General features: G+C 61.9%; 24 protein-coding genes. 15 read left to right on the top strand and 9 right to left on the bottom strand.

The window, feature by feature from the left end:
* Nucleotides 1-144: 144 nt before the first annotated feature.
* From QM649_RS09985 to ftsH, 4 genes are all read left to right on the top strand, one after another.
* Nucleotides 145-1,545, top strand: a complete 1,401-nt coding sequence (locus QM649_RS09985) for an acetyl ornithine aminotransferase family protein (protein WP_415198889.1) — start codon at nucleotides 145-147, stop codon at nucleotides 1,543-1,545.
* 334 nt (nucleotides 1,546-1,879) lie between these two features.
* A complete protein-coding gene (locus QM649_RS09980; protein WP_415198888.1) occupies nucleotides 1,880-2,674 on the top strand; it encodes a glycosyltransferase family 2 protein in 795 nt (264 codons plus the stop codon).
* 66 nt (nucleotides 2,675-2,740) lie between these two features.
* Nucleotides 2,741-4,246 carry a hypothetical protein gene (locus QM649_RS09975; RefSeq protein WP_415198887.1) on the top strand — a complete coding sequence of 502 codons (1,506 nt, stop codon included), beginning with the start codon at nucleotides 2,741-2,743 and terminating at the stop codon, nucleotides 4,244-4,246.
* 359 nt (nucleotides 4,247-4,605) lie between these two features.
* Nucleotides 4,606-6,522, top strand: coding sequence for an ATP-dependent zinc metalloprotease FtsH (gene ftsH / locus QM649_RS09970; RefSeq protein WP_415198886.1), 1,917 nt, complete (start codon nucleotides 4,606-4,608; stop codon nucleotides 6,520-6,522).
* Between the two features lie 218 nt (nucleotides 6,523-6,740).
* Here ftsH and QM649_RS09965 read toward each other — a convergent pair whose 3' ends face one another.
* Both QM649_RS09965 and QM649_RS09960 read right to left on the bottom strand, forming a co-directional pair.
* Entirely contained in the window at nucleotides 6,741-7,088 is a 348-nt protein-coding gene (locus QM649_RS09965) for a HigA family addiction module antitoxin (protein WP_415198885.1), read from the bottom strand.
* 32 nt (nucleotides 7,089-7,120) lie between these two features.
* A complete protein-coding gene (locus QM649_RS09960) occupies nucleotides 7,121-7,405 on the bottom strand; it encodes a type II toxin-antitoxin system RelE/ParE family toxin (RefSeq protein ID WP_415198884.1) in 285 nt (94 codons plus the stop codon).
* Nucleotides 7,406-7,509: 104 nt separating this feature from the next.
* Here QM649_RS09960 and QM649_RS09955 point away from each other — a divergent pair, with 104 nt between their 5' ends.
* From QM649_RS09955 to holA, 4 genes are all read left to right on the top strand, one after another.
* Nucleotides 7,510-8,589, top strand: coding sequence for an aldo/keto reductase (locus QM649_RS09955; RefSeq protein ID WP_415198883.1), 1,080 nt, complete (start codon nucleotides 7,510-7,512; stop codon nucleotides 8,587-8,589).
* A 399-nt stretch (nucleotides 8,590-8,988) separates the two neighbouring features.
* Complete coding sequence (locus tag QM649_RS09950) at nucleotides 8,989-9,261, top strand: DUF4242 domain-containing protein (RefSeq protein WP_415198882.1); 273 nt, start codon at nucleotides 8,989-8,991, stop codon at nucleotides 9,259-9,261.
* A gap of 126 nt (nucleotides 9,262-9,387) precedes the next feature.
* Complete coding sequence (gene lptE, locus QM649_RS09945) at nucleotides 9,388-9,906, top strand: LPS assembly lipoprotein LptE (RefSeq protein WP_415198881.1); 519 nt, start codon at nucleotides 9,388-9,390, stop codon at nucleotides 9,904-9,906.
* A gap of 43 nt (nucleotides 9,907-9,949) precedes the next feature.
* The gene (gene holA / locus QM649_RS09940; protein ID WP_415198880.1) at nucleotides 9,950-11,083 is read left to right on the top strand and encodes a DNA polymerase III subunit delta; all 1,134 of its coding nucleotides are present in this window, start codon (nucleotides 9,950-9,952) and stop codon (nucleotides 11,081-11,083) included.
* 22 nt (nucleotides 11,084-11,105) lie between these two features.
* Here the strand turns inward: holA and QM649_RS09935 are convergent, their stop codons facing one another.
* Nucleotides 11,106-11,237, bottom strand: coding sequence for a hypothetical protein (locus QM649_RS09935; RefSeq protein ID WP_415198879.1), 132 nt, complete (start codon nucleotides 11,235-11,237; stop codon nucleotides 11,106-11,108).
* Between the two features lie 255 nt (nucleotides 11,238-11,492).
* Between QM649_RS09935 and QM649_RS09930 the strand changes: the two genes are divergently transcribed.
* The gene (locus QM649_RS09930) at nucleotides 11,493-12,050 is read left to right on the top strand and encodes a DUF2393 family protein (protein WP_415198878.1); all 558 of its coding nucleotides are present in this window, start codon (nucleotides 11,493-11,495) and stop codon (nucleotides 12,048-12,050) included.
* A 93-nt stretch (nucleotides 12,051-12,143) separates the two neighbouring features.
* Here QM649_RS09930 and QM649_RS09925 read toward each other — a convergent pair whose 3' ends face one another.
* Nucleotides 12,144-13,037, bottom strand: coding sequence for a TIGR03435 family protein (locus tag QM649_RS09925; protein WP_415198877.1), 894 nt, complete (start codon nucleotides 13,035-13,037; stop codon nucleotides 12,144-12,146).
* 312 nt (nucleotides 13,038-13,349) lie between these two features.
* Here QM649_RS09925 and QM649_RS09920 point away from each other — a divergent pair, with 312 nt between their 5' ends.
* The 4 genes from QM649_RS09920 (at nucleotide 13,350) to QM649_RS09905 (ending at nucleotide 19,046) form a co-directional block, all read left to right on the top strand.
* Nucleotides 13,350-17,510 (top strand): beta strand repeat-containing protein, encoded by a 4,161-nt coding sequence (locus QM649_RS09920; RefSeq protein ID WP_415198876.1) that lies wholly within the window; start codon nucleotides 13,350-13,352, stop codon nucleotides 17,508-17,510.
* A gap of 161 nt (nucleotides 17,511-17,671) precedes the next feature.
* The gene (gene rpmI, locus QM649_RS09915; protein WP_415198875.1) at nucleotides 17,672-17,869 is read left to right on the top strand and encodes a 50S ribosomal protein L35; all 198 of its coding nucleotides are present in this window, start codon (nucleotides 17,672-17,674) and stop codon (nucleotides 17,867-17,869) included.
* 172 nt (nucleotides 17,870-18,041) lie between these two features.
* Nucleotides 18,042-18,413 (top strand): 50S ribosomal protein L20, encoded by a 372-nt coding sequence (gene rplT / locus QM649_RS09910; RefSeq protein ID WP_129206979.1) that lies wholly within the window; start codon nucleotides 18,042-18,044, stop codon nucleotides 18,411-18,413.
* 105 nt (nucleotides 18,414-18,518) lie between these two features.
* Entirely contained in the window at nucleotides 18,519-19,046 is a 528-nt protein-coding gene (locus tag QM649_RS09905; protein ID WP_415198874.1) for a VOC family protein, read from the top strand.
* 20 nt (nucleotides 19,047-19,066) lie between these two features.
* Here QM649_RS09905 and QM649_RS09900 read toward each other — a convergent pair whose 3' ends face one another.
* The 3 genes from QM649_RS09900 to QM649_RS09890 all read right to left on the bottom strand — a co-directional run bounded on the left by QM649_RS09900 (nucleotide 19,067) and on the right by QM649_RS09890 (nucleotide 22,618).
* Nucleotides 19,067-19,909 (bottom strand): hypothetical protein, encoded by an 843-nt coding sequence (locus QM649_RS09900; RefSeq protein WP_415198873.1) that lies wholly within the window; start codon nucleotides 19,907-19,909, stop codon nucleotides 19,067-19,069.
* A gap of 154 nt (nucleotides 19,910-20,063) precedes the next feature.
* On the bottom strand, nucleotides 20,064-21,797 hold the full coding sequence (treZ, locus tag QM649_RS09895; protein WP_415198872.1) for a malto-oligosyltrehalose trehalohydrolase: 1,734 nt from the start codon (nucleotides 21,795-21,797) through the stop codon (nucleotides 20,064-20,066).
* 26 nt (nucleotides 21,798-21,823) lie between these two features.
* A complete protein-coding gene (locus QM649_RS09890) occupies nucleotides 21,824-22,618 on the bottom strand; it encodes a glucose 1-dehydrogenase (protein WP_415198871.1) in 795 nt (264 codons plus the stop codon).
* 135 nt (nucleotides 22,619-22,753) lie between these two features.
* Between QM649_RS09890 and QM649_RS09885 the strand changes: the two genes are divergently transcribed.
* Nucleotides 22,754-23,809, top strand: coding sequence for a family 43 glycosylhydrolase (locus tag QM649_RS09885; protein WP_415198870.1), 1,056 nt, complete (start codon nucleotides 22,754-22,756; stop codon nucleotides 23,807-23,809).
* 51 nt (nucleotides 23,810-23,860) lie between these two features.
* On the opposite strand, the gene QM649_RS09880 is transcribed toward QM649_RS09885, so the two are convergent.
* Entirely contained in the window at nucleotides 23,861-24,244 is a 384-nt protein-coding gene (locus QM649_RS09880; RefSeq protein WP_415198869.1) for a hypothetical protein, read from the bottom strand.
* 253 nt (nucleotides 24,245-24,497) lie between these two features.
* Here QM649_RS09880 and QM649_RS09875 point away from each other — a divergent pair, with 253 nt between their 5' ends.
* On the top strand, nucleotides 24,498-25,406 hold the full coding sequence (locus QM649_RS09875; RefSeq protein WP_415198868.1) for a DUF72 domain-containing protein: 909 nt from the start codon (nucleotides 24,498-24,500) through the stop codon (nucleotides 25,404-25,406).
* Here QM649_RS09875 and QM649_RS09870 read toward each other — a convergent pair.
* A complete protein-coding gene (locus QM649_RS09870; protein ID WP_415198867.1) occupies nucleotides 25,393-26,889 on the bottom strand; it encodes a hypothetical protein in 1,497 nt (498 codons plus the stop codon). The genes QM649_RS09875 and QM649_RS09870 overlap by 14 nt on opposite strands.
* Nucleotides 26,890-26,905: the final 16 nt, after the last annotated feature.

Genomic DNA, 26,905 nt, shown 5'->3' with positions numbered 1-26,905 from the left:
GACGCTCCCACGCGAGCGCCCGGCGACCGGAAGAAGACCCTCTCTCATACAACGAAATATTCCGGCAATGCGCCCAGTCACACGGTGATTCGGGCCCCAGATCATCCCGTAGGGGACTCTGCGGGATCAAGGAGAGACGTAGCTATGAGCACCTCGACAGCCAGCATGACGCAGCAGACAGCCAGCGCCGACATCCGCGCCCAGTACGGGCCCAAGCTGGTGACCCCGCTGCCCGGCCCGAACGCGCAGCGCATCGTGGCCGACGATGACCGGCTGATCTCGCCCAGCTACACACGCTCCTATCCCATGGTGGCGAAGCGCGGCCGCGGCATCCGCGTGGAAGACGTGGACGGCAACGAGTTCCTCGACTTCGCGGCCGGCATCGCCGTGACCTCGACCGGACATTGTCATCCCGAAGTCGTCAAAGCGATTCAGGATCAGGCCGCTGAGCTCATCCACATGTCGGGGACCGACTTCTACTACGAATCGCTGGTCACCATCTCCGAGCGCCTCTCGGCGATTGCGCCGATGAAGGGGCCGCATCGCTTCTACTACGGCAACTCCGGCGCGGAAGCGGTCGAATGCGCGCTCAAGATCGCGCGTTACCACACCGGCCGCCAGCATGTGATCGCCTTCTTCGGCGCATTTCACGGACGCACCATGGGCGCTCTTTCGCTCACCGCCTCAAAGCCGCAGCAGCGCCGCCGTTTCGCTCCGCTGGTGCCGGGCGTGACGCACGTGCGTTATCCCTATGAGTACCGCGGCTGCGGCGATTCGCAGGAAGAGAAGGACGCCTTCGCGCTCGAATGCGCACGCTACATCGAAGACCGCCTTTTCAAGACCACGCTGCCGCCCGAGGAAGTCGCCGCGATCTTCATCGAACCGATCCAGGGTGAGGGCGGTTACGTTGTTGCGCCGACGATCTTCATGCAGGAACTCCGCCGCATCTGCGACAAGTACGGCATCCTGCTGGTGGCGGATGAAGTGCAGTCCGGCGCGGGCCGCACGGGCAAGTGGTGGGCCATCCAGCACACCGGCGTGGAGCCGGATATCGTCTGCTCGGCGAAGGGCATTGCCTCGGGTATGCCGCTCGGCATCTGCATGACGAAGGCGCATGTGATGGACTGGAAGCCGGGTTCGCACGCATCGACATTCGGCGGCAATCCCGTGGCGATTGCCGCGGCGCTGGCGACGATGGACATCCTTGACCGCGAGGCGATTGCGAACGCAGAGAAGATCGGCAACCTGATGCTGGAGCGCCTGCGGACGTGGACGTCGAAATACGGCATTGTGGGCGATGTGCGCGGACGCGGCCTGATGATCGGCGTCGAAATCGTGAAGAATCAGCACTCGAAGGAAGTTGCCGGGGCATGGCGCGACCGCATTGTCGAGCTGGCCTTCGAGCGCGGACTGCTGATCCTGGGCTGCGGCGAGACCTCGATCCGCCTGGCTCCCCCGCTCGTGCTCAACGAGCACGAGGCGACGATCGCCCTCGACATCTTCGAGGAGAGCATCGCCATCGTGGAAGCGGAACAGGGCAAGTAGCCAGGATCGCCGTGGTGCAGGACTTTGTGCCACCCCATTCAAGCCAACTCCGGCTGGAATGGGCGCTGGAGAATAGCGAATACACAGGGTGCCCGCTTCCCACAACGGGAGGTGGGCACCTGTTTTTCGTCCGCGCGTGGCGTTTTCGTCTTCGGCCCGATTTTTCAGCAGCTCGACCGTTGGAAACGCTATCCTTTTGCATCTATTAGGAAATAACCTCTACGACCATCCAGAAGATGCAACAAATTCCCGCTGCTTCCGTCAGTCATAGGTAGAGAATCATAGCCGGGGAACACCGGCCGAATTTAAGACCTTGGAATGAATTGGAGCGTGGATGATTCATCAGCAGCGTGTTGCTGTCGTCCTGCCAGCCTATAACGCGGGACTCACCCTGGAACGCACCGTGCGTGAACTCCCGCCCGGCGTGGTGGATGAGTTGATCCTCACCGACGACGCGAGCTCGGACAATACCTGCGAGCTGGCGGTGCGTCTTGGTATCAAGACCATCCGCCATGACAAAAATCGCGGCTACGGCGGCAATCAGAAGACCTGCTATACGGCGGCGCTCGCTTCGGACGCCGACATCGTCGTGATGCTCCATCCGGATTATCAGTACGCGCCGGGCCTGGTAGGCGCGATGGCCGGCCTTATCGCCAGCGGGGAGTATGACTGCGCCTTCGGTTCGCGCATCCTTGGCAACGGAGCGCTCAAGGGCGGTATGCCGCTCTACAAGTATGTTTCGAACCGTGCGCTTACCCTGGCGCAGAATCTGCTGATGGGGCAGAAGCTTTCGGAGTATCACACGGGCTATCGCGCCTGGAGCCGCAGGGTACTGGAGCGGCTGCCGCTGCTGAGCTGCTCGGACGATTTCGTCTTCGACAACCAGATGATCGCGCAGGCCTTCTATTTCGGCTTCCGCGTGGGGGAAATCTCCTGCCCGACGCGCTACTTTCCTGAGGCTTCGTCGATCAACTTCCGGCGCAGCGTGATTTACGGCTGCGGTGTGATGCGGACGGCGTTGGACTATCGCCTCAAGAAGATGGGGCTGAGCAACCCGTCCTTTCTGGAGGACGAGCCGAAGGAACGGCTGACCACCCACTCGATCCCGGAACACTGTTACCTTTCGTAAACCCCAGGCGAGCAATTGGCTACGACTTCGAATTCCTTTCCGCTCCCCGCAGGCGCGGCGCCGTCGATGACCGCCTCTCGCCCGGAGGCGATCCGTCGCGCGGTGCTGACCGCGATGTGCCTGTTCCTGCTGTTCTGGTTCGGCTACTTCGTCGACAAGACCTGGCATTGGGCTCTGGTCAACGACGCTCCGCAACTGAGCTATCTCATCTTCCTGATGAAGCATGGGATGAAGCCCTACCGGGACATCATCGAGATGAACATGCCCGGCACCTACCTCGTGCACTTCGCGGTTCTGGGGACCCTGGGCTGGAGTGCGCTGGCGTGGCGCATCTTCGATGTGCTGCTGATGCTGGGGATCGGTGGCGCGATGGTGGCGATTGCGTGGCCCTACAGCCGTGCGTCCGGCATCTTCAGCGCGGTGCTTTTCGCGCTCTTCCATGGCCGTGACGGCATGGGGGAGACGGGTGAGCGCGATCTGGTGATTGCCGCCCTGCTGCTTGTGTCCTACGCTGCCGTCTTTTCCGTGCTCAGGCGCGGGCGCGCCTGGCCGATGTTCTTTGCCGGGTTGTGTGCCGGGTATGCAGCGACGATCAAACCGATTCCATTGCCGATGGCCCTGCTGCTGGTGGTGGTTGGAGCGCTGGCCTTCCGGCGCGAACAGAAACCCTTGTGGAAGCCGCTGGTAGCCGGGCTGACGGGGATGGCAGTCGCGTTTGCGATCGTCGGAGAGTTCCTGGTGCACGAGGGCGTGCTTGGGCTCTTCCTGCGCGAGGAGCACGAGATGCTGCCGTTTTACGCGCATCTTGGAGATTTCGATCTGCACTGGATGCTGCAGAACTGCTCGACCTCGTCGTTCCTGACGTTGTCGGTGCTGGCCCTGGTGCTGACCCTTGCGCTGCGTGCGTGGCAAAGCTGGGAGGACCGGCTGCTGCTGACCGGCATTGCCTTCGGCGTGTTTTCGTACTTCTACCAGCAGAAGGGGACGCCGTATCACCGCTATCCGATGATCGCCTTCACGCTGCTGTGGTGCGGGATCATCTTCTTTCGCGCCATGCGCCGGCAGGGATTCGTCCGGTGGCTGGCGGTCGTTGCGGTCGGCTATGGCGTAGTGCTGGCTCCGCTCTATGCGCACACGGCGGCGAAGCGGCCCTGGTCCGAGGATTATGAGCACGGGCTGACGGCAGATCTGCAGGCGCTGGGTGGCGCGGGGCTCTCCGGACATGTGCAATGCCTGGCCACCTCGGCCGAATGCGACACGGTGCTCTACCGGATGCAGCTGGTCCAGGCAACTGGCCTGGCCTATGACTACTTCGTCTTCAATCGTCGCCCGAGCCCGGTGGTGACGGAAAGTCAGCAGCGTTTCTGGGCGCAGATGGAGCAGAATCCGCCCAAGGTGATGGTGGTGACGGTGGGGCTCTACCCGAGCGACCGCTTCAGCTACGACAAGCTGGCGCTGTGGCCGCAGTTCCAGGCCTATCTCGGCGAGCACTACCGGCTGTACGCGGAGCGGGAGTTTCCGATGTTCGAGCAGAGATCGATCGGCTACCGGCTGTATGTGCGGACGAACTGACGGCGGTAATCGGCCGAAATAGATTTATTTTCAATAAGTTCAATCCTTCACCCGAGGCTCTGAAAGGTCATCGCAAGCCGAAGGAGACCGGCTGGAATGCCGCATTTCCGGCCGGAACGCGAATTGCATGCGAAGACAGCCGAAATGAAGGAGTAGAATCTAGGGCAAGTGACGAGGGAGTCCGCGGACCTGGCGATTCATACCACTGCAAATACATTTGTCGCCTGCGCTACTTCCTTGCCGCTTAGGGCGTCGAATGGAGAAGACGGAGAGGCAGCTGACGGGTTTCCCGGGCAGGGAAATCTGCATCTGACTTCTCTCGTTTCGCTTTTTCGCCGCATGAGAAATGAGGTTTCTTCGTGAATTCAACGGTCAAGCAGATCATTTTCTGGGTCTTCATCTTTGCGTGCCTGGTGGTCCTGTGGCAGGTCTTCCAGCGGAGCACCGGTCATGGCGCGGACACGGAAATTGCCTTCTCCGAGTTTCTTCAGGATGCTCAGCACGGGCAGATCACAGACCTGACCATTACTGGCAACGAGGCGCACGGCAAGCTTGCAGGCGATAAGAGCGGCAGCTTCCACACCACGATTCCGCTGAATTACTCGCACCTGTACGACATCCTGGACCAGAACCATGTGAAGGTCAGCATCCGGGATAACCAGGGCAGCGCGTGGTGGAGCATCCTCATCCAGTTCTCGCCGGTCATCGTCATCGGCGCGCTGTGGTTCTTCATGATCCGCCAGATGCAGTCGGGCGGAAACAAGGCGCTGTCGTTCGGCAAGAGCCGGGCGCGCCTGCTCTCGATGCAGCAAAAGAAGATCACCTTTAAGGACGTGGCCGGTGTCGACGAGGCCAAGGAAGAGCTGAAGGAGATCATCGAATTCCTGCGCGAGGCGCAGAAGTTCCAGCGTCTGGGCGGCCGCATCCCCAAGGGTGTGCTGCTCGTCGGACCTCCGGGAACCGGCAAGACCCTGCTGGCGCGCGCCGTCGCCGGCGAGGCCAATGTGCCCTTCTTCTCGATCTCGGGTTCGGACTTCGTCGAAATGTTCGTCGGTGTCGGCGCAAGCCGCGTCCGCGACCTCTTCGAACAGGGCAAGAAGAATGCTCCCTGCATCATCTTCATCGATGAAATCGACGCGGTCGGCCGCCATCGCGGCGCCGGTCTCGGCGGTGGACACGATGAGCGTGAGCAGACCCTCAACCAGCTGCTGGTCGAGATGGACGGCTTCGAGTCGAACGACGGTGTCATCCTCGTCGCCGCGACCAATCGTCCGGACGTGCTCGATCCTGCGCTGCTGCGCCCGGGCCGCTTCGACCGCCGCGTGATCGTCGGCCGTCCCGATGTCCGTGGCCGCGAAGAGGTTCTCCGCGTGCACGCCAAGAAGGTTCCGCTCTCCGAGGACGTCGATCTCCGCGTCATGGCTCGCGGCACACCGGGCTTCTCCGGCGCCGACCTGGCCAACATGGTGAACGAGGCTGCCCTCAACGCCGCCCGCCAGAACCGCAAGGCCGTGGCCATGCTCGACTTCGAGCACGCCAAGGACAAGGTCCTGATGGGCGCCGAGCGCCGCTCGATGCTGCTCTCCGATGAGGAGAAGCGGGTCACGGCGTATCACGAGGCCGGTCACGCGATCGTCGCCGCCATGCGCGATCACGCCGATCCGCTGCACAAGGTCACCATCATCCCGCGCGGCATGGCGCTGGGTGTGACGATGCAGCTGCCGGAAGACGACAAGCACACCGTCACCAAGGACTATCTCGAGACGCAGCTGGCCATCCTCATGGGCGGCCGTATCGCGGAAGAGATCTTCCTCAAGCAGATGACGACCGGCGCCGGCAACGACATCGAGCGCGCCACGGAAATGGCCCGCAAGATGGTCTGCGAGTACGGCATGAGCCGCCTCGGTCCGCTGACCTTCGGCAAGAAGGAAGAGCAGATCTTCCTCGGCCGCGAGATCGCACAGCACCGTGACTTCTCGGAAGAGACGGCGCGGCAGATCGACGGCGAAGTCCGCAGCCTGGTGGACGAAGCTTATCGTTCGGCTTACGCGATCCTCGACGGCAACCACGACAAGATGCACAAGATGTCGAACGCTCTGCTCGAGCGTGAGACTCTGGATGCGAACGAGATCCGCCTGATCGTCGACGGCCAGGATCTGCCCCCGGTGAAGCCGAGCGGCGGTGCTGGCGCCCCGAGCGGCGATACGCAGCAGGTGCTCCGTCCGGAGCCGGGCCGTGGCTCGAGCTTCCCGGAAGGCAGCCCCTCGCCCGCATAAACGAACCCCACCGCAACCCCCAAAAGCCCGGCCGAAAGGCCGGGCTTTTTGTTTCGCCAACGCTCTGTCATCCCAAAAGAGCGAAGCGACTTGAGAGGTCTGCCTTTCTCCCGGCAGGGAGGAGTCGGCTGGGAGGGAATGGATTCTCTGGCTTCTGTGCCTGCCCCTCAGGCTACGAGCGGGCTTGCATGGGCCACAGTGAGATTCTTCGAACCTCTTTACTTCGCCGAAGCTGCGGTTGCCAGCATTCCGCCGGGCATCACTTCGCGCTCGATCTCTTTCAGTCGCTCGGAGCGCACCTTGGAGAGATCGTGCATCTGTTGCAGGTTCAGCCAGAACTCCGGGCTGGTTCCGAAAAACAATGCCAGGCGGATGGCGGTTTCGGGGGTTATCGCGCGGCGGCCCTTCACGATCTCACCGATTCGAGTCGCAGGCACATGAATCTTCATCGCCAGGGCGTGTTGCGAGAGGCCCATGGGCTGGAGAAATTCCTCGTTGAGAATCACTCCCGGGTGTTCCGTGACGTGATCGACATTCCAACCCTTTTCCGGGCGCTTGATCGCCATGTCCCTACCCCCAAATGCGGTGCCGTAATCGGTTACTCGTCGTGATCGTCGACGATCTCAACGTTGTGCGCTCCATCTTCCTTCCAGATGAAACACACGCGATATTGATCGTTGATGCGAATGCTGTGCTGTCCCTTGCGCTTCCCCTTGAGAGCTTCGAGCCGGTTGTTCGGAGGAATCCTGAGGTCGGCCAGTTGCACGGCTGCCTCGATCATGAGTAGCTTCCGGCCTGCAATGCCGCCGAAATTGGCGAACCTGCGGTTCCTGCCCTTTTCAAAGAGCTCGAGCGTATCGGCATCTTTGAAAGACCGGATCATACGGCAGTCATATAACGTAATGCGTTATATGTAGAGCGGTAAAATGCGTGCCAAGCGAACCGTGTGATGCAACGCATATACTTGCGGGCGACGCTGGAGATCCGATGAAACCAACTGAACCGCTGCCCGATGCCGTCCGCTCGAATCGCCGTACATTTCTGAAGACCGGAGCCTCCATCGCTGCCGGACTGTCTGCCTCCGCCGCGCTTGCCGATACTCGCCCGGGCAATGCTGATCCGCTGAGGGCAGATGAGCCGGTGCAGGGCCTGATGCCCACGCGCAACCTGGGCAGGACGGGCGCGCGGGTGGCGATCTTCGGCCTTGGTGGACAGGGCGCGCTGGAGAAGATCAACAACGAGGCGGTCGCGGTGCCGATCATCCAGCGAGCGCTCGAGCTGGGTGTCAACTACTTCGACACATCGGCGATTTATGGTGGACCCGACCGGTGGAGCGAGCAATATCTCGGAAAAGGCCTGAAGGGCAGCCGGGAGAAGGTCTTTCTCGCGACCAAGACGAAGGAGCGGACGCGTGATGCCGCGCTGAAGAATATCGAGCTCTCGCTGAAGCTGCTCAATACCGATTATGTCGACTCCTGGCAGCTGCACGACGTCGGCATACAGGAAGACGTCGACCAGATCTTCGGCAAGGGCGGCGCGCTCGAGGCGCTCATCGAGGCCCGGGAGCAGAAAATCGTGCGGAACCTCGGCGTGACCGGTCGCTTCCGCCCCGAAGCGCTCATGGAATGCATCCGCCGCTTTCCGTTCGATACGGTTCTGTTTGGTGTGAACGCCGCTGACCGGTACCACTATCCCTTTGCCAAAGACCTGCTGCCGCTGGCGGTGGAAAAGCAGATGGGTGTGATCGGCATGAAGGTGATGGCACGCGGGCGCATCCTGTCGAGCTGGACGCCCCCGCCAATAGAGGAGCAGAAGCGTTCCTGGGAGGGTACGGGCGCGATCGCGACGACGCCGGGCACGCTCAGCAAGCGCGAGACATTCTTTTACAACCTCTCGCTGCCGCTCAGCACAGCGATCATTGGGTGCGACTCTGTGGCGCAGGTGGAAGAGTGCGCCGAGCTTGCGCGTGCGTTTACACCGCTGAGCCAGGCGCAGATGGCCACTCTCGAGGCGAAGGTCGAGCCGGTGGCAAAGCAGGCGCTGTTCTTCCGGTTGATGCCTCGGTAGGTCGCATCGACATATTGTTTGGCGGCTCTATTTCTCACCTCGAAGTTGTCATTCCAACCGAAGCGACCGCAGGGAGCGCAGTGGAGGAACCTGCAGTGAGGCTGCCGGCTTCAGGGCATTCTCGAATAGGCTGGCTAAACCGCAGGTTCCTCCACTGCGCGAGCCAGCAAACTGTCTCGCTTCGGTCGGAATGACAAATTTCTTTTGAAAAATCCTGCAAAAAAGCAGGCATGCAGAATATGTCGATGCAGCCTGGATGTGCGCCCCCATGTCCCAGCAGCGAGACATGGGCGTCCCGTCATGGGGTGGGAGGATGCTTTGCCTGCCGCAGCATTCCGGCGTAAAGTGCTCTCCGCGGCCGGATGGCACTGCTGAAACGATGCCGCGTGCGAGTGTTGCATGCCGAAATTCATCATCGAGCGGGAGATCCCCGGAGCCGGGGAGCTGAGCCGGGATCAGTTGCGTGCTGTGTCGCAAACATCCTGCGGGGTTCTGCGCGAGCTTGGGCCGCAGGTGCAGTGGGTGGAGAGTTTCGTGACCGCCGACAAGATCTACTGTGTCTACATCGCGCCGGACGAGGCGCTGGTGCGGGAGCATGCGCAGCGGGGCGGTTTCCCGGCCAATCGGGTCTCGCGGGTGCATGCAATCATCGATCCAACAACGGCGGATTGAGAGGATGGCAGCGGAACGATCGTCTGGAGGGGGTCCCCCGGCGTGAGCGCTCACGCCGCGATCTTTTGGCCAGTGAGGCTGCTTCCATGCGCCGCGCAGCCCCGGTCCCTGAGACAATAAAAGAGCATGCGTTTCGTGTTCGCTGTCTTCTCCTGCCTGTTGATCGGACTCACTGGCTGCGGTTATCACACGGCCGGCCAGGCGAGTCACCTGCCTTCGAATGTCCGCACGCTGGCTGTGCCGATCTTCGTCAACGCCTCCCAGTCGTACCACGTGGAGGTGCAGTTTACGCAGGCCACCATCAAGGAGCTGACCAGCCGCACCTCCTACCGGGTTACGCCGGCAAGCAATGCCGATACGGATGCCACGCTGACCGGCACGATCACTGCCTTCTCGGTGGTGCCGCTGACCTACAACTCGGAGACCGGCCAGTCGTCGAGCTTCGAGGTGACGGTGCGCGCCAAGATCGTGCTGACCGACCGCAATCACCGCGTGCTCTACCAGAACTCGACCTACCTCTTCCGGCAGCAGTATGAGACCTCGGATGACCTGGTGACGTTCATCCAGGAGGACCCGGCGGCGATCCAGAGGCTTTCGAGGGACTTTGCGCAGGCGATGGTCTCCGATATTCTGGAATCCTTCTGATGCGCCTTGATTCCAATCCGGCGCCGGCAAAGGAGCGCTTGTAATGGGCGCGGGATTTGCGGCGACCGACCGATTTTTAGCTGAAGTGAAGGAAAACCGTCTGCGGCCGGGCTACGTGCTGGCCGGAGACGAGATTTTTCTCTATGAGCGCTGCCGTCAGGCAGTGCTGCGAGAGTTTGTGCCTGCGGAAATGCGGGACTTCTGCCTCTCCGATCTCGATCTCGCGGAAGTGAACATCTTCGAGGTGCTGGATCGGGCGCGGACCTCGTCGCTGATGGCCCCGTTCCAGGTGTTTTTCGTGCGCGGGCTCAAGCACCTTTACACGCGCGGATCGAAGAAGGACGAGTTCGCGGCGATCGAGGATTATTTCCGCGCGCCGAACCCGCAAAGTCTCGTACTGTTTGTGGCCGACCATCTGCGCATCCCGTCCGATCCCCGGCGCATGGACATGGAAGACAAGACGCGCTACGACCGCATCCGCGAGACACTGGGCGACTGGTGCGGCGTGATCGAGCTGGCGCGTGTGGACGAGGCGGACGCGCTGAAGTGGATTCTCGGCGAGAGTGAGCGGGCCGGGGTGCGTTTCGAGTCCGATGCGGCCCGTGAGCTGGCGGACGCGCTGGGCGCGGACATGATGTTGATCGCCAGCGAATGGAACAAGCTGGTGCTTTTTGCCGGCGAAAAGAAGCTGGTAACGCTGGGCGATGTGGAAACGATGGTGCTCGCCGCCAAACAGCGCTCGCTCTACGAGCTGACGGACGCGATCTCGCAGCGCGACACGGCGCGTGCGCTCAAGCTGCTGCATGGGCTGCTCAATGCTTCGGACGGTGGTGAGGATTCGGCGATCGGGCACCTCTACATGCTGGCCAGAACCTTCCGCCAGATGTTGGTGATCCTCGAGAAGCGGGTGCGCGATTCCCGTACGATCTGGCAGGCGCTGTGGCAGGGATTCCGCATGCCGCCCTTCGCGGCCGAAGACCTGATCAAGCAGGCGCGGCGCTACAAGTCGAGCCGCGAGATCACGCGTGCGCTGCGGCTGATCGCGCGTGCCGATCTAGAATTGCGCTCGCAGCCGCCGGATAAGTCCCTGGTGCTGGAGCGGCTGGTCTTCGATCTGACGCGCGAGCCGCGTGCGGGCGAGCCGGATGGCAGCCTGCAATATGCGATGGAGTTGTAGGGAGTCTGCGCCGGGCTTCGCGTTAGAGCGCGGAGCTGAGCAGCAGGAGCAGTGCAGCCGCGACCGTGGCGGCCTGGTAGATGTAATCGGCCGTGTCGCGCGAGGAGCGCGGAGCACGCAGAGCCGACGTGGATGAATGGCGAAGCTTTCTCATTTTCTGGTGCTGCCTGAAGACACTTACGTCAGAGTTATGGCCTGGAAAAGAATTGCAAAAGGAGCTTCTGCTTTGATGTATTGTGCGACGGTTTCGATGCGCAATTCGTTGACAGAAGTCAACAATTTGCAAAGTGGTTACCGGTGGGTCGCCCTCCTGTGAGCCCCGGTCTAAGCCCGAATCTGTGCCCAAATCTGAATCTGGATCGATGCCGGGCGCTGCATCCGGTGAAGCGGGCGCGGTAAAATCACGCTGATGGCCACCGGTGAATCGAAGCCCCAGTCCGACGTAAAGAACAGCTTTCTCAGCCCCGTGGATCAGGCCGCGAAGGAGCCACGCTCTCCTTTGCCCTGGATCATTGCCGGTGTGCTGATCGTACTGGTGGTGGGCGGCCTGCTGGTGGTGAGCCATCATGCGCAGCCTGCGAACCCTGGCGGAGCCGGTCTCGCGGCTCCAGACCCCTACGCGGCGAGCCTGAAGATCAGCGACGTAAAGATGAGCCAGACCTCGAATATGGCGGGCGCGCAGCTGACCTACATCGATGGCAACATCGCGAACACGGGCGCGAAGACGGTGACCGCGGTGACGGTGCAGGTGGCGTTCAAGGACTTCACCAACGTGCTGGCGCAGAAGAGCACGATGCCGCTGAACCTGGTCCGCATGCGCGAACCCTACGTGGACACCGAGCCGGTGTCGGCCGCGCCGATCAAGCCGGGCGAGACGCGGGAGTTCCATCTCATCTTCGACCACGTGCCGGACAGCTGGAACCAGCAGTACCCCGAACTCCGCGTCATCGGCGTCGAGACGCGTTAGCTGTTGCGCTCAGGGCGAATCGCATTCGTGGACTGGCCGTCTGGCCTTCGGCCTCCACTCCTGTTGGTCGCGGTTTTCGAATGCGAATGGGGCTCAATTCTCCGATAGCCGGTCGATGTGGTCGACGACGAGCATTCTGACGGAGCCTTTCGCTCGCTCCAGCTTCAGGCCCAGCTGCTCCTCGATGGCTTCCGGGATTGGAGGCCAGAGGTCGGGATCTTCTGCGCGCTCGGCATCGTTGCTCGGGCCATATTGCAGATCAAAATCGTAGGTTCCGGTGAGGCCGGTTCTGTCGATCACATCGGTTCCCAGAGCGAGTTGAGGATCGCTTGCCAGCATAGCCATATGTGCGCCGTGCCCGATGTATTCATAGCCACGCTTGCCGTCACCGCGCTGATAGATCTCCGGGATCGGATGGCCGCCGAAGTTTTTCAATTCTTCGGAGGACGGCGGCATCGAGCCGCCAGGGTGCATCTTTGATCCGCTCCTGATGGCGGTGAGATAGAAGACCGAAGCTTCGCGCGTCTCCCAGTGCGCTTTCAGGTTGAAGTGGTCCGCAAGCAGAGCCTGGATCATGTGCTGCCGTTCCATCTCTCTTTCCTTTGGAGTCAGGGCGGCGAGCTTGGCGTCGGTCGCCGGATCGCATTTCGCTTCCACGTTGTAATACGAGTGGTCTGCCCATGCGGGAACACCCTCGAGCTGATGCGAAGACACGCCGTAGGCCCAGCCGAGCAGGTTGCCGACGTTGTTGTTGGTCAGGTTCCACGTGCCGGAGTTCCCGGTAAAGTTTCCTCCAACCATGAAGCCGGCAGTGAGATCGGGCTTGTTCTCTTTTACCGAGACAACATCGAACGTCATGGTTGGTACATATGAGGCGGAGGCCGATGGCTCCGATCCGCCGGCCTGCGCATGCAGGGCGCAGGGGACGCAGCAGGCAAGGATGAGCAGATAGCTGGCGAGGAGATGCGGGACCCGTCTGGAATTCATCGTTATGAGGAGCCTTTCCAGAATGCGTGGCCCGATTTTACGATCCGGCTGGGAAAATGCCTCGCAATTTACGCCTTAGCTCTCAAGACTTGCGGGTACAGGGAATCTCTCTGGATGGGATCTCGGTGGCCGACCCTGGCGCCTGCGAATTTTGGAAGGGATTTGGCGCTGTCTTGCGATTCTCCACATAGACGAGCACGGGTGATGGAACGCTCGCAAATTTGCAGGAAATTGCATTTACAGCTGTCACGTTAGCCCGTATTCTTCGATTCACCACCCCCGCTTCGAATCCCCCCTCGACCGGTCGGTCACTTGTTTCACCTTGCTCCTTGCCACTCGATCTCTGTCCTGGTTCTACCCGTTGGAGGCCCCTTGAACGTCGCACGACCCCGCACGTACCTGCCTGTTCTTTCCCTTGTTTTTGCTTTGATCCTCACCGGATGCGGGGGCGGAAGCTCGACCACATCCTCTTCTGGTAGTGGGACCTCTTCCGGCTCTTCGAGCACGAATCCGAAGCCCTCCGTCATTTCGATTTCTCCCTCCAGCGTAGTGGCGGGCTCTGCCACGGAGACGCTGACGGTGACGGGTACTGGCTTCATTGCCTCCTCGGTGGTCAATTTCAATGGGACGGCTCTGGCGACGACCTACGTGAGCGCGACCTCGCTCACGGCCAGCGTGCCGGCTTCTCTTTTGGCCGCAGATGGAAGCGCTTCAATCTCGGTGACGAATCCGACGCCGGGCGGTGGTACGTCCACGGTGCAGAGCTACACCATCACCGTGCCCACGCCGAGCGTTGCGTCCATCTCGCCCTCGAGCATTACCGCGGGCACGGCCGTCACGGTGACAGTGACCGGCAGCGGCTTTGAGGCGAACTCGCAGGTGCTGTGGAACGGCACCGCGCACCCGACGACCTACGTGAACAACAGCACGCTGCAGGTGGCGCTGACGGCCGCGGACACGGCCAACGGCGGCATCGGCAATATCTCGGTGGCGAATCCGGGCATCGATCCGACGACGCCGGTGGGGCTCTCGATTCTGGCGACAACGCCGGTGATTACGGGACTTTCGCCGAACTCAGTGACGGTCGGCAGCGCGGCCCAGACCATCTATCTCTCGGGAACGAACTTTGAGGGGAATGCGACAGTCCAGGCCAATGGGCAGTCGCTGACCATTACCAGCCAGTCGTCGACCTCGGTGAGTGCGACTCTGCCTGCCAGCCTGATTGCCAAGGTAGGGACGGTCGGTTTCGTTGTGACCAACCCGGGTTCACCGACGATCACCTCGAACACGGTGACGATGACGGTGGCTGCCGCGAACACCACGGGCACGATGAGCGTGAGCCCGAGCCTCGTGCCTGCAGGCAGTCCGGATACGACCATCACGGTGACGGACTACTCCGGGAACTTTTACCAGGACTCCATCGTTACGTTCAACGGAGCTGCGCTGGCGACAACCTATGTGAACCAGGAGCAGCTGACGGCGGTTGTGCCGGCGACGGACCTGGCGGGTTTCGTGAGTGCCACGATCGGCGTGGTCTCCTCGGAGAGCACAACGGCTCCGGCAACACAGCCCTTCGATACCTACCTGGCATTGCAGACGAACGACATCGTGTACCGCGCGACGGATGGATATATCTATGCCTCGGTGCCGGGTGCGATGGGCCAGGGGCTGGGCAACAGCGTTGTGGCTATCGACCCGACAACCGGCGTGATCGAGAAGACGATCTTCGTGGGCAGCAATCCGAACCGCATGGCGCTCTCGACGGACGGCACGCAGCTCTTCGTTGGCCTCGACGGCGCAGGCAGCTTTGTCCAGGTAAACCTGACGACCGGCTCGGTGGGAACACCAGTATTGTTGGGTGGCGGACCGGGAGTTTATAACCCTCCGTATACGGCACTCAGCTTTGCGCCGGTGCCGGGTTCGGCGAATTCGGTGGCGGTGTATGCCACCTCCGGGATTGTCACTGTGTATGACTCCGGTGTGGCGCGCACGAATACCAGCGCCAGCTCCGGCATCTCCACTTACTTTGACGAAAATATCGGTGCGATCGCCTTCGGCAGCTCGGCCTCGACCCTGTACGGGATGTCGAACGCCGCTGGCTCCTATCTCTACCAACTGACCATTGACTCGACGGGTGTGTCGGCGGTGAAGCAGATCGGGACCGGGACCGGTGGCTCCACAATGCAGTATGACAATGGCCTGCTCTACGTTCCGGAAGGCCTGGCTTACAACGCGAGCACGGGAGCGCAGGCGGGCCAGTTCTCTCTCACCGAGTCCGGGTACACGAATCCGGTGGCCGCGGTGGGGCCGATCGTATCCGATTCCTCGCTCGATACGGTATGGATCGCCCCGCTTACCTACTACATTTCAAGCAGCGCCAACGAAATCGTCTCCTATAACGAGACGACCTACGATCCCATCGCGACCTTGCCGGTAGCGAGCCTGGGCAATACTCCTCTCGACCTGATCCGCTGGGGAACGGATGGACTGGCGCTGCATACCGCCAGCCAGCTGCTGGTCTTCCGTGGGGCAATCGTGAAGGACAACAGCAGTACACCTGCGGATGTCAGCGTGGCCGTGTCTGCTCCTGCATCTGCTACCACCGGCACCGCGCTGAGCTATACCGTGACAGTGACCAACAGCGGTCCGAATAGCGCCACGGGCGTGACCGCGAATATTACCCTGCCCGAGGGGGTTATCGCAGGCGTCGCGACGGCCTCTGCCGGCAGCTGCAGCGGCGCGGGCATCTACTATTGCGACCTGGGAACAATTGCCAGCGGCTCGTCGGTAACGGTGTCTGTTAGCGCGACACCGACGGTTGCGGGCGCGCTCGAGGCTTCGGCAACGCTGGCCTCGATCAGCTACGACCCCAACACCTCCAACAATCAGGCTTCCGCTTCCGTTACGGCGACAGGCAGCGAGTTCAACCCGGCGCCGGTAGCCACGCAACTTTCTCCGGCGCTGGTGCAGGCCGGGTCGGCTGCGTTTACGCTCACGATCGACGGTGAGGGCTTCACGCCATCGTCGTCGGTCCTCTGGAACGGTACTGCCCTGGCCACGACCTACGTGGGCAGCGGTCAGCTGACGGTCAGCGTCCCATCCTCGTCAGTAGCTGGAATCGGTTATGCGCTGGTCTCGGTGCAGAACGGGACGCCCGGCGGTGGCACTTCGTCCGTGCTGCCGTTCACGATCTATCAGCTCGTAAGTGTGCCGGCCAATGCCATGGCCTATGACGCTTACGGCCGCAAGCTCTACGCTGTGCTTCCCAGCACCTCGCAGCAGCTCACCGGCAACAGTATCGTCTCCATCGATCCGACAACGGGCGCAGTGGGCACGCCGGTTACGGTAGGCAGCGAACCGAACCTGCTTTCGGAGACCAGCGACGGCAACTACATGTACATCGGTTTGAGCGGCGCGGATAGCCTGGGACGCTTCAACCTGCAGACCCAGGCGCTTGATCTCACGGTGCCTCTCCCTACCAGTGCGTCGAGTGAGCCTTCAGGGGTGGCAGCGGAGGCTATCGCGACGGTGCCGGGTTCGGATACAAGTCTGGCCGTCGAATTGGAGTCTTTCTATGGGATCGGGGTGCTCGATATCTCTGGGAGCACAAGCGCCTTCAGGAAGAACGTCAGCAGCGGCTATTCCGGAGACTTCCCGGTCTTCGCGGATGCCACGCATTTCTATGCTTACGACGGCTACACCTCCGGCGCCGAGTTCTATCGGTACACCATCGATGCCAACGGCGTGACCCTGGTGGATGGCACCACGTTGAACGGCATGGGAGGCTTCAGCGGCAAGATCGCTCTCGACGACGATGTGGTCTTTGGGGCGGGTGGTGGCCTGGTCAATCCTTCGACCACACCTCCCTCGCAACTCGGTCTGCTGCCGGTAGGTACGCAGATGCCGTACAGCAACTACGTTTATGCCGGCAGTATCGTGCCCTATCAGGTGGAGAACAAAGCATTCGCTGCGGTTGTGAGTGGTTCCACCGAGTTCGGCATGTACCTGCAGCGTTTTGATACACAGCACTACACTCTGGATACCCAGGTACAGGTGCCTTTCAGCGGAGAGGTTGCGGTTCCGGGCACGCGCTGGGGGCAGGACGGACTGGCCTATATCCTGCCCAGCGAGGATAGTTCCGGCAACCCGACGTCGCAGATCCTGCTGCTGCGGGGACCGTTCGTGCTTCCAGCTGAGGCGGTGGCGACCAGCGCGCCGACGCTCAGCTCGGTGAGCGCCAGCACCATCACCGCGGGCAGCGGCAACCAGACGCTCACGGTGACCGGTTCGGGCTTCCTGCCCGGGGCGACGGTGACCTGGGGTGGCTCGGCCCGGACTACGACCTGGGTGAGCGCGACCGAGGTAACGGTTGCTATTCCTGCCTCGGATGTGGCGAAGTCGGCAACGGTGACCCTGGGATCGGTGAATCCGGGCTCCTCGGCGTCGAATACGCTCACGGTCACGGTCCAGTAGGGCAAACCTAATCGGAACGGAACGGAACCGGGCGGAGAGCGCAGGCTCTCTGCCCGGTTTTTGTTCTGGCGGGGTGAAGGGCGGGGAAGTGCTGGCCAAGCCGGCCCGGTTGCCTTATACTGGTTGATGTTGCACGCACGTTCTTTTCAAGCAGGATAACCATGCCCAAATTGAAGACCCATAAAGGCGCCGCGAAGCGCTTCAAGAAGACCGGCACGGGCAAGATCGTCCGCGGTCAGTCGAAGATGCGTCACATCCTCACGTCGAAGGAAACCAAGACCAAGCGCAAGCTGGGCCATTCCGCCCTGGTCTCGGATGCCGACCACGCGAAGGTTGCACGCATGATTCCTTACGCCTGATCGGTACGCCTCGAGCCTAGGCTCGAAACGTACATGGGCCGGTAGGAACGGCCCCCGGATGTTCCAGAGCGGAATGTCCGAGAGATTGGGATTCACCAGCGAGTGAAGAGGTTCCGGAACCTGTGTTCCCTGCCTCCAGCCGCGCAACCGAAATTGAAACGGAGAACAAGCAATGCCCCGCGTCAAACGTGGAACAAAGCGCAGTGATCGCCGCAAAAAGATTCTTAAGCGGGCGAGTGGTTATTTCCTTACCAAATCGAAGCTCTACCAGGCAGCCCAGGAAGCCGTCGAGCGCGGCCTGAAGTTCGCCTACAGCGGCCGTAAGCAGAAGAAGCGCCAGTACCGTTCGCTCTGGATCGTGCGTATCAACGCCGCCGCCAAGCTGAACAACATCAGCTATTCGCAGCTGATCAACGGCCTGAAGAAGGCCGGTGTGGAGCTGGACCGCAAGATGCTGTCCGAGATCGCGATCAACGACGCAGCCGCCTTCACGGCGCTGGTGGGTCAGGCCAAGGCCGCCCTCGGCGAGCAGGCCGCAGCCTAAGTCGTATCAACATTCACAAACGTGCAGCAACAGGCCATAAAGGGCGCGGAGGATTCCGCGCCCTTTGGTTTTTTTCGCGCTCTTTCCAACCAGTACAGTAGTGGGATGAGTGAGCAGCCGCCGTATCAGGCAGATCCGCGTGTGCGGATCGGGCATGTGCATCTGAAGGTCGCGAATCTCGACCGCGCCATACGCTTCTATTCCGGGGTGTTGGGACTCGAGGTGACGCAGCGCTTCGGCTCGGAAGCAGCATTTCTCTCGGCCGGCGGCTATCACCACCACATCGGGCTGAACACCTGGGAGAGCCTGGGCGGTTCGCCTCCCCCGATGGGCACGACCGGGCTTTATCACACGGCGATTCTCTATCCCACGCGGGTTGCTCTGGCTGATGCGGTGCGGCGGGTGCTGCGCGCGGGCATCCAGCTTGATGGCGCGGCCGACCACGGCGTGAGTGAGGCGATCTACCTGCGCGATCCGGATGAAAACGGCGTGGAGCTGTACTGGGATCGGCCGCAGGCGGAGTGGCCGCGGAAGGCGAATGGCGACCTGGCCATGTATTCGCGCCGCCTTGACCTGCACGGACTGCTCTCCGAACCGGCGCCGGAGTTGAACGAAGGTCCGAAGGATCTTTAATTCGTAACCGATCCGGTGGCTTATTGCGCGGGTGCGGGTTGTGCGGCCTCGTCGAGCCTCTTCACGGCTTCTGCGAGCGTGAGGTGATCGGCCACGGGATGGAAGTCCGAACGGATTTCGTCCTGCTGCTTGCTGACGCTCTTGAAGAGGATGATGTGTCCATCCACATGGACGGCGATGCGGCTGGTCTTCCAATGTGTGGATGAGACGGGCGTGCGTGCGAGGGTGAAGGTACCGCCCTGCTCGATGCGGCCCAGCAGGCCGAAGCCAAAGTCGACTGGATGAATCAGCGTGCCATCGAGACGCACGAGCCGCTTCTGCGCGGCGTCGATCTCCAGCATGCCGGATAGGCCGGCGAAGGCACGAGCCTCCATGCTGGATGGATGGAAGCCGGGGTTCGGCACAAAGAGAAGGCGGATGGTCTTCGCGTCGCGGCTCGCTTCGGTATAGGTGAAGGCTTCGGGCAGAAGGGCGGTGAGGCGCTGCAGGCGCTCCTCGTCCTGCTCATGGGCCTGCGCGCTCTTCTTCTGCTGATCGGGATGCGCGATCAAGTTTGCGAGGCGGGCGTCTTCGGCCTTGCGTTGCTCCAGGGTCAGTGGCTGGCCGTCGAGAGCGAGCAGGCGGAAGACCGGGCCAGCGGCTGATTCGACCTGGATTTCGGAGCGGGTGTGGCCTTCGGCATTGCGTTCCACGTGATAGAGCCAGTGGCTTTGCTGGGCGCGGTCCTGCACCTCGTTATAAGCGAGATCCTTCACGATCTGCTGGGGTGTCTCATCCTGCGCGAAGCCGGGAAGGCAGGAGATCGAGAAGAGCCATGGGAGGATCAGCCGAGAAGAGATGCGGGCAGCGGAACAAAGGGCCATGCTGTGAGGGTAGCTGCCTGATCCTGAATCCAAGCTGAATCCGTGGCCGAAGCCTTTGCGCTAAAACTCAGTTGCACTGATCCGGATGCAGTGCCGGTGCTTGCGAAAAAGACCAGCAGGATAAAGTGATCGCAATACCCTGCTGGCCCTTTCGTTATGAGAGTTTCACGATTGCGACGCTGTCGGGCGGCAGAGTGATTTCCGTGCCTTCGAGAGCAATCGTGTTTTCCGAGAGCGCGAGTGCATGCGCCGTGGCTGGGGCGGTGATGGTGCGCGCCCCTTTGCCGAGGTTGAGGGCCACGAAGACAGAGCCTCGGCGTATTGTGAGCCACTTGTCCTCTTCAGAGAAGGCAGCTTCCGCCTGATCGAGCGCACCGTCGGTGAGTTCCGGTGTGGCGCGGCGCAGGGCGATGAGCTGCCTGTACCAGTCGAGCATCTCTGCATGCGCGGGATCGGAGAGCTCTTCCCAGTGAAGCTTCGAGCGCTCGAAGGTGCTGGGATGCTGCGGATCGGGCACGTCTTCGGGATCCCATCCAAAGGCGCCGAACTCCTTCTTGCGGCCTTCAGAGACGAGGCGACCGAGCTCCTTGTCTTCGTGATCGGTGAAGTATTGGAAGGGCGTGGACGCGGCCCACTCCTCGCCCTGGAAGAGCATGGGCACGAAGGGCGCGGTGAGGACGAGTGCGGCGGCGATCTTCGTGCGGCCTTCCGTGGTGAGGTGCGAGAGGCGTTCGCCCTGCGCGCGATTGCCCACCTGGTCATGGTTCTGCGCGTAACCGAGGAAGCGCCAGCCGGGCACGCCTGCCGCGGGGCGGCCATGATTGCGGTCGCGATACTTCGAGAACTGGCCGTCGTAGACAAACGCGTGGCGCAGGGCCTTGGCAAGATCGGCGACGGTGCCGAAGTCGGCGTAGTAGCCGCCGCGATCGCCGGTAAGGAGCGCGATGATGGCGTGATGGAAGTCGTCACTCCACTGCGCATCGAGGCCATAGCCATTCTCGTCGCGCGGAGCGATGATCCGCGGATCGTTGAGATCGCTCTCGGCGATGAGCACATACTCGCGGCCCTTCTCGGCTTCGAGCGCGGCGACCTCGATGGAGAGCTGCTCCATAAAATTGATAGCGGAGCGATCCATGTAGGCATGCACGGCGTCGAGGCGCAGGCCGTCGAAGTGGTAGTCGCGCAGCCATAGCAGTGCGTTGTCGATGAAGAAGCGGCGTACCTCGTGGCTGCCGCCGTCTTCGAGATTCACCGCATCGCCCCAGGGCGTGTGGTGGTTGGCGGTGAAGTAGGGGCCGAAGCGGCCTACGTAGTTTCCCGAGGGGCCGAAGTGGTTGTAGACCACGTCGAGGATTGCGGCCATGCCCTGCGCGTGGCAGGCATCGACGAAGCGTTTGAGCGCGTCGGGTCCGCCGTAGGATTCCTGCGGGGCGAAGAGATCGACGCCGTCATAGCCCCATCCGTGCGCGCCGGGAAAGCTGGCTACGGGGCAGAGCTCGACGTGCGTGATGCCGAGAGCCTTGAGATACGAGAGGCGCTCGATGGCAGCGTCGAGTGTACCCGCCACGGTGAAGGTGCCGATGTGCAGCTCATAGACGACAGCCGCGGGCCATGCAGGAGGCTTCCAGTTCGTGTCGGTCCAGGCGAAGGCGTTCTGATCGTAGACACGCGAGGGACAGTGCACGCCTTCGGGCTGCCATGCCGAACGCGGATCGGGGACAGCATAATCATCGTCGTCGAGGAGGAACTGGTAGTTCGTGCCGGGGGCAGCGGAAGCCACGTCGGCCTGCCACCAACCGCCTTCCTGTTGGGTAAGTGGAGTCTTCGTTCCATCAATGAGGACAGAGGCAGACTTTACGGCCGGAGCCCAGATGCGAAAGGTGTGCATGGGTACTCGTTCCTTAACAGGTGTAGTTACTGCTCGTGATAATTGCGGGAAAGGCCGCCATCGATGGTGAAGGTCGATCCGTTGACGTAGGCTGCCTCGTCGGAAGCGAGCCACGCGACGAGGTTCGCCACATCGTCGACGGAGCCGAGACGTCCAAGAGGGATGTTGGCTAGCAGGGCATTGAGCTTGGGCTTGTCTTCGAGGAGCGACTTGTTGATCGGCGTAATGATGGCGCCGGGCGCGACGTTGTTCACGGTGATGCCGAGCGGGCCAAGCTCGACGGCGAGGTCGCGCATGAGCATGCGCACGCCACCTTTGCTGGCGCAGTAGGTGGCAAAGCCGGGGAAGGCCATATCCTCATGCACCGAACTGATGTTGATGATGCGGCCGGGCTTTTTGGCCGCGCGCAGCCTCTGCACAAAGGCTTGCGTGAGAAAGAACGGTCCCTTAAGGTTCACGCCGAGAACGTGGTCGTAGTCTTCCTCGGATGTCTCCCAGAAATCGGACTTTTTTTCCATGCCTGCATTGTTGACGAGAATATCAGCGCTGCCGAAGGCCTTCCATGCTTCGTCGACGAGAGTGCGGACCGCGTCGACCTTCGAGACATCGGCCTGAACGACGATGGCCTTCGCGCCCGCGGCCTCGGCCTGCCGGCGCGTCTCTTCGGCGCTTTCGGCATGGCCCGCGTAATTGATCACGACATTCGCGCCTTCGCGGGCAAGGCGAAGTGCGATGCCCTGGCCGATGCCTGAGCTGGATCCGGTGACGATGGCGGTGCGGCCTGCGAGCCCGTCTTGATTCCCTTGAGGGAGCAAAGACATGCGAAGTCTCCTTGGTAGAGGCGAATGGGTGCCGGGAGCGTGCGTGCGGCTTTCTCCCTTGAGATGCGGGCCGCGGCGGGATGGGTGTAGTCTGGCGTCGCGCAAGAAAGCACTTCCCGTACGAAAAGGACAAAAATGAAACGGCTGCTGCCTGTCGTGCTTGCCTGTCTGTGCTCCATACCCGCTGCTGTCGCGCAGTCGGCGGCGACTTTCACGAATCCTCTGCTGTCCGTTGGCCCCGATCCGTGGGTGACCTCGCGGGACGGCTTTTATTACTACATGAACTCGACCGGCTCGAACCTGACGATCTGGAAGACGCGGGACATCACCGATCTGCGGAACGCGGAGAAGACGGTGGTGTGGACGCCGCCGTCGACGGGGCCCTATTCAAAGGAGCTCTGGGCGCCGGAGCTGCATTGGCTCGACGGCAAGTGGTACCTCTACTTTGCGGCGGATGCAGGCGAGAACGAAGGGCATCGCGTGTGGGTACTTGAGAATGCCTCGCCCGACCCGACAAAGGGTGAGTGGACGATGAAGGGAAAGCTCGACGACGGCTCGGACAAGTGGGCGATCGATCCTTCGGTATTTACGTCAGGCGGGAAGAACTATGTGATCTGGGCGGGCTGGCCGGGGGATACGAACGGCGTGCAGAACATTTACATCGCACGGCTGAAAAATCCCTGGACGATCGAGGGAAAGCGCGTGCGCCTGTCGACGCCGGAGTATCCGTGGGAGAAGGTCGGCGATCTCGATCCGCAGAACCGGATCGTTCCCGTGCCGCATGTGGATGTGAACGAGGGGCCGGAAATTCTTGAACATGCCAACAGGATTTTCCTGGTCTACTCGGCGAGCGGCTGCTGGACGAATTATTACGAGCTGGGCATGCTTTCGGCTGAGCAATCGAGCGACCTGCTCGATGCAAGGTCGTGGAAGAAGTCGCCGGATCCGGTCTTCCGCCAGTCCCCTGAGGCGCATGCCTTCGGGACGGGGCACAACGCGTTCTTTCAGTCGCCGGACGGCAAAGAGGACTGGATCATCTACCACGCAAATCCGGAGGCGGACGAGGGATGCGACGGCAAGCGGTCGCCGCGGGCGCAGCCAGTGCATTGGAACGCAGATGGCACGCCGGATTTTGGCAAGCCGGTCCCGCTGGGGCAGGCGATTCCCAAGCCCTCAGGGACGAAAGAGTAAGAAAATCAGGAGCAGAAGAGCCCGGCCGAAGATGGCCGGGCTTTTTGCTGCTTAGCCGGCTGCCGTGGTGCTGGTTGTTGCGGTGGAGGCCGCGGTCGAAACAGGCTTGCCTTCAAGAATGTCGAGAGCCTCGGTGACGATCGGGGCGAGCTTCCTGAAGTCGGCGACGAGCGCGAGGAAGTGCTGGTACGCAGCGGTGTCGGCGGCGAAGTTGAGGCCGTTGGCCGAGACAGCGGTGCCCGATGCAGCGATGAGCGCTTCGACATCGCCGACGACGGTCGCGAGGCCTTCCACAAAGGGCTGCTCGAGCGGTTTGGCGGCTTTCAGGATCGATTCGATCTTCTCGGCCAGGTGCACGGTGGCGGTGATCGCCTCGGCGATCCACTTGCCGAAGTCGGCGATGCCGATGCCGAACTTCTTGAGGATGTTGGTCATGGTCTATCTCCTTGTGTCTCTCTCCCTCCGCGGTGAGGACAAAAAGAAAGAGCGCGACCCGCAGGCCGCGCTCTTTGGAGGAAGTATGTCCCTAATTCCATGGTAGGGCGGAAGCGGGAAATTCCATGCCAGCGACGGTTGGCTGCTAACTTGCGGCAGGGGCGATGTTTGCAGGGGATATCGGGCTAGCCGAGTCTTGACAGGATCGAAGGCGAGGGCCACCCGGCACCGGGTGTCTGTATTCCTAACAGGCATGGCAGGCCGCATTCGCATCGGTATTTCGGGATGGACGTACGCGCCTTGGCGCGGCGTGTTCTATCCGAAAAGGCTGCCGCAGAAGCGTGAGCTTGCTTATGCGGCCGAGCATTTCCCCTCGATTGAGATCAACGGCAGTTTTTACTCCCTGCAGCGGCCAGCGAGTTACGAGGCCTGGCGCGACGCAACGCCGCGGGACTTCGTCTTTGCGCTGAAGGGCTCGCGCTATATCACGCACATGCGCAGGCTGCGGGATGCAGAGCAGGGGCTGGCGAACTTTCTCGCCTCGGGGCCGCTGGCGCTTGGGGAGAAGCTCGGTCCAATGCTGTGGCAGCTTCCGCCGAATTTCATATTTAAGCCTGAGGTCATCGAGCCCTTTCTGCAGCTACTACCGCGCGATACGTTGCAGGCGGCGGAGCTGGCGCGCGGACACGAGGCACGTCTGCGAGGACGCGCCTTTCTTCAACCAGAGAAGAAGCAGAGGCTGCGTCATGCGATGGAGGTGCGGCATGAAAGCTTCGTCTGCGAGGAGTTCATCCGGCTGCTGCGCAAGTACAACGTGGCGCTGGTATGCGCCGACACCGTCGAGTGGCCGCTGCTGATGGATGTGACAGCGGATTTTCTTTACCTGCGTCTGCATGGATCAGAAGAGTTGTACAAGAGCGGCTATGGGCCGAAGGCACTGGATACGTGGGCGGATCGCATTCACAGGTGGGCTGCGGGCGGCGACGTAAAAGGACGTCATGCGAGCGCGAAGGAGGCGGCGAAGCGCAAGTCCGGCCGCGATGTTTTCGTCTACTTCGACAACGATGCGAAGGTGCGTGCTCCGAAGGACGCGCAGGGACTCATGCGGAGATTGGGAATAGCGTGGGATCGCCAGACGCAGTCGCGCGTCATCGCGGAATGAGCTGGAACTCTTGCACGGCGATCTTCGCGCCGCTTTCGGAGCGCCTGGCTTCAGGCAGGAAGACAACGCTGATCTCGTCAAAGCGGCGCAGGCGCGGCTGCGCTGGGATGTTGAAGGTGAGTGTTTCCGAAACCGGCGCGGCTTTGATGGTGAAGCCGGTGGGGAAGCTGGTCATGACGGGCTGCGGCGTGAGCGCGAGCTCGCTCACTTCACTGCGCGGGCCGTTCACGGTGTAAGCGGGATGCGGATTGTAGGGATCCGGTGGCAGCTCAGGCTGCGTGGAGTCTCTCAGGACAAGGCCGAGGACTACACCGCCGTGGCTGTTGTCGCCGTTGCGGATGGTGACCTCGATGGAGCGGCAGCAGCTGGTCTCGATCGGCTGCGCAAGGAGTTGGTGTGCTTCTTCGAAGAGGGGCTCTGCGCCGACGGAGTGGATGTCGACATTGAGCGGGCTGCCGTGCGCGGTGTGCGCTCGCTCAGGCCTCCACGCGCCGGTGGTCTGGAAGTAGCGATACGCGCCGTTGAAGGGGATAACGAGCGGCCGCGTGAAGTTCGCAGCGGCCTGCAGCGAGGTGTGCGGGATGGGAGGAAGTTTGTCCTTCTTCGGCGGAAATGGCCACAGCGCAATGGCGTGCCAGCCGTCGGCGGCCAGCATGGGTGCGTCGGCATGTGCCGGGCTTTGATTCTTCACATCGGGAGCCGGGCCGAGCAGCATATGCGCAGAGAGGCGTCTGCTGCTGAGCCAGGGCAGCAGGGCAACCACGGTGAGCAGCAACGCGAGGATGAGGCTGGTGCCGAGACGGACTGGACCGGGAGGGACTGGTCCGGGAGGGTGTTCGGGAGAACGTTCCTGCTGCGGACTGAGGGTGTCATTGCGTTTTGTCAGGGTGCTCCATTGCCGTATGAGGAGATACGAGACGAGAGCAAGGATGAAGCCCGCGGTTGCGAGATCGTCGTCCGCGGTCTCGGCAATGGCGGCTACGAGCGCGAGTGCAGTGAAGAGGGCGCGGCCGCGCGAGGGCAGAGGCGGAGGCGTGGCGAAGATCTGGCCGGATGCGAGGAGCGCGGGTTCCGGTGGTGCGGGAAGAAATCGTTCGAGCGAAAGGGTGACGGCGATGGCGGCGATCGGAGCGAGCGCGAGCAGGGCAGGCGAGTTCTCCCAGAGCAGAAGTGTGAAGGCAGGGAAGAAGAGCCACGCTTCGCAGAGGCAGCGGATCAGCGAACGAAAGACCTTCGCAGGCAACGGGACGGAGAACTGGAAGTAAAGCCACGTTGCGCCGAGACCGACGATGGCCGGCACGAAGAGATATTTGCAGGCGGTGACGAGAAGAGCATGCACGGAGAGCGTGCCGGGATGCGCCTCAGGTACGCGGCAGAGGAGCAGCGATGCGGTGAGTGCGGCGAAGGTGCCTGCAAAGGAGACGGCGCGCAGGGAGGCGGAATCGGAGGTGGTTTCGGGGACGGATTCTCGGAGCGTCTGCATGGCGGCAACTCGCTGT

The organism is Silvibacterium sp. (genome assembly GCF_047605705.1).
Lineage (GTDB): Bacteria > Acidobacteriota > Terriglobia > Terriglobales > Acidobacteriaceae > Silvibacterium.
This window is presented reverse-complemented; position numbering and strand designations above follow the sequence as displayed.

What these genes read in the sequence shown, in the direction of transcription:
- QM649_RS09985 (WP_415198889.1), top strand. Translation starts at nt 145, where the DNA reads ATGAGCACCTCGACAGCCAGCATGACGCAGCAGACAGCCAGCGCCGAC.
- QM649_RS09980 (WP_415198888.1), top strand. Translation starts at nt 1,880, where the DNA reads ATGATTCATCAGCAGCGTGTTGCTGTCGTCCTGCCAGCCTATAACGCG.
- QM649_RS09975 (WP_415198887.1), top strand. Translation starts at nt 2,741, where the DNA reads ATGACCGCCTCTCGCCCGGAGGCGATCCGTCGCGCGGTGCTGACCGCG.
- QM649_RS09965 (WP_415198885.1), bottom strand. Translation starts at nt 7,088, where the DNA reads ATGGCGATCAAGCGCCCGGAAAAGGGTTGGAATGTCGATCACGTCACG.
- QM649_RS09960 (WP_415198884.1), bottom strand. Translation starts at nt 7,405, where the DNA reads ATGATCCGGTCTTTCAAAGATGCCGATACGCTCGAGCTCTTTGAAAAG.
- QM649_RS09955 (WP_415198883.1), top strand. Translation starts at nt 7,510, where the DNA reads ATGAAACCAACTGAACCGCTGCCCGATGCCGTCCGCTCGAATCGCCGT.
- QM649_RS09950 (WP_415198882.1), top strand. Translation starts at nt 8,989, where the DNA reads ATGCCGAAATTCATCATCGAGCGGGAGATCCCCGGAGCCGGGGAGCTG.
- lptE (WP_415198881.1), top strand. Translation starts at nt 9,388, where the DNA reads ATGCGTTTCGTGTTCGCTGTCTTCTCCTGCCTGTTGATCGGACTCACT.
- holA (WP_415198880.1), top strand. Translation starts at nt 9,950, where the DNA reads ATGGGCGCGGGATTTGCGGCGACCGACCGATTTTTAGCTGAAGTGAAG.
- QM649_RS09935 (WP_415198879.1), bottom strand. Translation starts at nt 11,237, where the DNA reads ATGAGAAAGCTTCGCCATTCATCCACGTCGGCTCTGCGTGCTCCGCGC.
- QM649_RS09930 (WP_415198878.1), top strand. Translation starts at nt 11,493, where the DNA reads ATGGCCACCGGTGAATCGAAGCCCCAGTCCGACGTAAAGAACAGCTTT.
- QM649_RS09925 (WP_415198877.1), bottom strand. Translation starts at nt 13,037, where the DNA reads ATGAATTCCAGACGGGTCCCGCATCTCCTCGCCAGCTATCTGCTCATC.
- rpmI (WP_415198875.1), top strand. Translation starts at nt 17,672, where the DNA reads ATGCCCAAATTGAAGACCCATAAAGGCGCCGCGAAGCGCTTCAAGAAG.
- rplT (WP_129206979.1), top strand. Translation starts at nt 18,042, where the DNA reads ATGCCCCGCGTCAAACGTGGAACAAAGCGCAGTGATCGCCGCAAAAAG.
- QM649_RS09905 (WP_415198874.1), top strand. Translation starts at nt 18,519, where the DNA reads ATGAGTGAGCAGCCGCCGTATCAGGCAGATCCGCGTGTGCGGATCGGG.
- QM649_RS09900 (WP_415198873.1), bottom strand. Translation starts at nt 19,909, where the DNA reads ATGGCCCTTTGTTCCGCTGCCCGCATCTCTTCTCGGCTGATCCTCCCA.
- treZ (WP_415198872.1), bottom strand. Translation starts at nt 21,797, where the DNA reads ATGCACACCTTTCGCATCTGGGCTCCGGCCGTAAAGTCTGCCTCTGTC.
- QM649_RS09890 (WP_415198871.1), bottom strand. Translation starts at nt 22,618, where the DNA reads ATGTCTTTGCTCCCTCAAGGGAATCAAGACGGGCTCGCAGGCCGCACC.
- QM649_RS09885 (WP_415198870.1), top strand. Translation starts at nt 22,754, where the DNA reads ATGAAACGGCTGCTGCCTGTCGTGCTTGCCTGTCTGTGCTCCATACCC.
- QM649_RS09880 (WP_415198869.1), bottom strand. Translation starts at nt 24,244, where the DNA reads ATGACCAACATCCTCAAGAAGTTCGGCATCGGCATCGCCGACTTCGGC.
- QM649_RS09875 (WP_415198868.1), top strand. Translation starts at nt 24,498, where the DNA reads ATGGCAGGCCGCATTCGCATCGGTATTTCGGGATGGACGTACGCGCCT.
- QM649_RS09870 (WP_415198867.1), bottom strand. Translation starts at nt 26,889, where the DNA reads ATGCAGACGCTCCGAGAATCCGTCCCCGAAACCACCTCCGATTCCGCC.